Source organism: Kitasatospora sp. NPDC008115 (assembly GCF_042957205.1).
In the GTDB taxonomy this organism is placed as follows: domain Bacteria; phylum Actinomycetota; class Actinomycetes; order Streptomycetales; family Streptomycetaceae; genus Kitasatospora.
In genome coordinates, this window is record NZ_JBIBHU010000073.1 from 1 (window position 1) to 4,128 (window position 4,128).

The 4,128-nt window shown below is 70.1% G+C and carries 1 protein-coding gene; it reads right to left on the reverse strand.

What is annotated here, in order from left to right; all coding sequences use genetic code 11:
* The coding region (locus ACFZBX_RS36800; protein ID WP_391538177.1) for an amino acid adenylation domain-containing protein at positions 1 to 4,128 on the reverse strand (4,128 nt) is incomplete at both ends.

Here is a 4,128-nt window from a genome sequence, read left to right on the forward strand (position 1 = left end):
GGAGAGCCTGGCGACGGTCGGCGACCCGAAGAGCGCCTGGAGGGGCATCTCGGTGCCGAGAGTGGCCCGGATCCTGCTGGAGAGCTGGGTCGCCAACAGGGAGTGACCGCCGAGCACGAAGAAATCATCGTCCACCGTGACACCCGGCACGCCCAGCACCTCGGCGAACAGCGCGCACAGGATCTCCTCCCGCGGCGTGCGCGGTGCGCGGCCACCCCCCGCGGACGTGTACTCCGGTGCGGGGAGGGCCTTGCGGTCGATCTTGCCGTTCGGGGTCAGCGGAATGCGGTCCAGGGTGACGATCGCCGACGGCACCATGTACTCCGGCAACTGCGCCTGCAACACCTGCCGCAGCGCCGTCACCAGTGCCCCGCTGGTCCGCGCCCGCGCCGGCGAGTTGGTCAGAGCGGCACCGCCCCCGGAGGACCGGTACACACCGGTCACCGCCCGGGCGTCGGCCGCGTCCAGCAGGACCGCGTCGAACGCGCCCGGCAGGTCGGCACTCCACGTGACCACCGCCCGAAACCCGAGACCCTCCGCCCACCGGTGGAAGACCTCCGGATCGATCCCGGCCACCGAACCCAGCACCGAGCGCACCGCGTCCAGGTCCCTGCCCTCAGCCAAGGCCTCGACGGCGGCCGCCTCACCCGACAGACGCGCGTTGGGAACACCCACCACACGAACGCCACCTTCGACCAGCCGCTCCCCCAGCTGCTCCAGGGTTGTGAGGTCGCTCCCCCAGTGCAGGATCGGCCGGCCGGCCAGGTCCCCCGAACCGGCGACGTCGGTCAGCTCCGCCGGGCTCTTGTGGAGCGTGACCTCGTAACGGTGACGGGTCAGCTCGTTGTGCGCCTCACCGCGCTTGAGGCGGATGTCCACGCCCGCACGGTGGGTGGCGGCGAAAGCGGTGAAGTAGTCCGGGTGGACCAGCAGCTCCTTCTCCACCACCAGGGCGTGCTCCACCGCGGAACGCAGCTGCTCGGCACTGGCGGCCCTCGGCGCCTGCACCGCGGTCTGGAGGGTGCGCAGCAGTCCGACGTGGCGGATGTCGCCCAGGACGATCCGGCCGCTCTCGGCCAGAAGGTGGAACGCCTGGGTGAGCACGGAGGTGAGGTAGTCCTGGTTCGGGAAGTACTGCGCGACCGAGTTGATCACGATCGTGTCGAAGTAGCCGGCAGGCAGCCCGGTGAAGTCCTCGGCGGGCTGGCAGCGCAGTTCGACGTGCTCCCATCCCCGCTCCGCGACCTGCCCCACCAGCCGGGTCACCACGGGCTGGGACAGGTCGGTGCCCCAGTAGGACTCGACCTCCCCCGCCAGCGGCGCCATCAACAGACCCGAACCCACACCGATCTCCAGCACCCGCCGCGGCGCGAACGAACGGATCCGCTCCACCGTCGCCGCCCGCCACTCCCGCATCTCCCCCAGCGGAATCGCCTCACCCGTGTACGAGCTGTTCCACCCCGCGAAGTCCTCACCCAGCAGCGCACCGATCCCGCCGTATACGGAGTCGTTCAACTCCCGCCAGTCCTCGACCTGTTCGCCCGTACCTGCACCGGCACCGGCCTCCGGAACGATGTAGGCCACCAGGCGGATGTCACCGGGCTGGTCCTCACGCGGAACCACCACCGCCTGCGCGACCTCGGCCTGCCGCGCGAGCACCGACTGGATCTCACCCGGCTCGATCCGGAACCCGCGGATCTTCACCTGGTCATCGACCCGGCCCAGGTACTCCAGCTCACCCTCCCGGTTCCACCGCACCACATCACCCGTGCGGTACATCCGGCCCCCGGCCGCACCGAACGGATCCGCCACGAACCGCTCGGCGCTCAGACCGGGACGGTTCAGGTAGCCACGCGCCAGACCCCGGCCCGCGACGTACAGCTCACCCGCGACACCCTGCGGCGCCTGTTCCAGATTCTCGTCCAGCACGTACACCTGGGTGTTGACCACCGCGCGTCCGAGCGGGACGTGGGTACCCGACAGCGGCTCACTGGCCGTGACGTCCACCGTCGTCTCCGTCGGACCGTAGGAGTTGATCATCCGGCGGCCCACCGACCACCGTTCGACCAGCTCCGGCGGGCACGCCTCACCGGACACCACGATCGTGCCCAGGCCGGGCAGGGCCGACTCGATGCCCGCAGGAAGCGTCGCCAACACCGAGGGCGGGAGCGCCACATGCGTGATCCGCCGCTCGGCCAGCACCCGGACGAGCTCCTCACCCACCAGCCGCTGCGACCCCGCCACCACCAGCACCGAGCCGGTCGTCAGCGCCATCACCAGCTCCCACACCGCGCCGTCGAAGCTCGGCGAGGCGAACTGCAGCACCCGGCTGCCCGCGGTCACCGCGAACCGCTCCAGATGCGTCATCGTCAACGACGCCAGACCCGTGTGGGTGACCGCGACGCCCTTGGGCCGGCCGGTGGAACCGGAGGTGTAGATGACGTACGCGGTGTTCGCCGCCTTCAGCGGTGCGACCCGGTCCGCATCCGTCGGATCGGTCACCGGCTGCCCGTCCCAGACCTTGGCCAGCCCCTCGACGGCCAGCCCGTCCGGCAACTCCTCCGCCCGTCCCGCACCGGTGAGCAGCAGAACGGGAGCCGCATCGGCCAGCATGTACGCGATGCGCTCGGACGGGTAGTCCGGATCCACCGGCAGGTAGCCCGCACCCGCCTTCACGATGCCCAGGATCACCGCGATCTGATCCACACTGCGTGGCAGCACCACACCGACCAGGTCTTCGGCCCCGATGCCGCGCGAGATCAGCCAGTGCGCGATCTGGTTCGCCCGCGCGTTCAACTCCCCGTAGGTGAGGAGGCGATCCCCGGCTTCCAGCGCGACGGCGTCCGACGAAGCCTCCACCTGGGCCTGGAAGAGCTCGGGCAGCGTCGGCTGCTCGGCCCGCTCGGACTGGACCACCCGGTCGAGGCGTTCGCGCAGGGTGAGGATGTTCAGGGCGCCGATCCGCTGGGACGGGTTGGCGGCCGCGGCCCGCAGCAGCTGCGTCCATCGTTCGACCAGCGTCTGGATGGTGGCCCGGTCGTAGAGGTCGGTCGAGAACTCGATGAACCCGCTGATTCCGGTCGGAGCGCGCTCGACGTCGTACTCCTCACCAAGGCTGATGAGCAGGTCGAGGCGTGAGGTGCTGGTGCGCGTCTCCTCCGGGCGGACCTGGAGGTCCGGCAGCTTGAAGTCCGCCTCTTCGGTGTTCTGCAGCACGAAGGCCACCTGGAAGAGCGGGTGGTGCGCGGCGGAGCGGGACGGGTTGAGCTTCTCCACCAGGTACTGGAACGGGATGTCCTGGTGTGCGTGAGCGGCCAGGCTGGTCTGGCGGACCTGCGCGAGCAGATCGGTGAAGACGGGGTTGCGAGCCGTGCTGGCGCGCAGCACGAGCGAGTTGACAAACAGCCCGATGAGGTCGTCGACGTTCTCGTCGGTCCGCCCGGCGATGCCGCTGCCGATCGGGATGTCGGTCCCGGCGCCGAGGCGGGTCATCAGAGCGGCCATGGAGGCCTGCAGCACCATGAACACGGTCGTGTCGGTGCTGCGGGCCAGCTCGGCGAGGTCCCGGTGCAGATTCGCGTCAAGGCTCAGCCGGATGACGTCGCCGGCATAGCTGGCGACGGCGGGGCGGGGCCGGTCGGTGGGGACGGTGACCTGCTCCGGCAAACCAGCGAGCTGCTCGGCCCAGTATTCGTACTGACGGGTGAACACGCTGGTCACGTCGGTCTCCTTGCCGAGAAGGTGGCGTTGCCAAAGGGTGTAGTCGGCGTACTGGACCGGCAGCTGCGGCCAGTCGGGGTCGTCGCCGGTCAGACGGGCGGTGTAGGCGACGATGAGGTCGCGGGCCAGCGGCGCCATCGACCAGCCGTCCGCCGCGATGTGATGGATGATCAGCAGCAGTACCGACTCGGTCGGACCGAGGATGTACAGCCGGGCGTCCATCGGCACCTGCGTGGACAGGTCGAACTCGTGGCGCGTGGCCCGGTTCAGCGTCTGGGTGAGGTCGGCCTCGTCGATCTGCTGGATGTGCAGAGCGATCCGGGCCTGGTCGGGGGTGAGGACGTGCTGGCCGGGCCGTCCGTCGACCTCCCGGAAGACGGTGCGCAGCGCCTCGTGGCGGGCGATGAC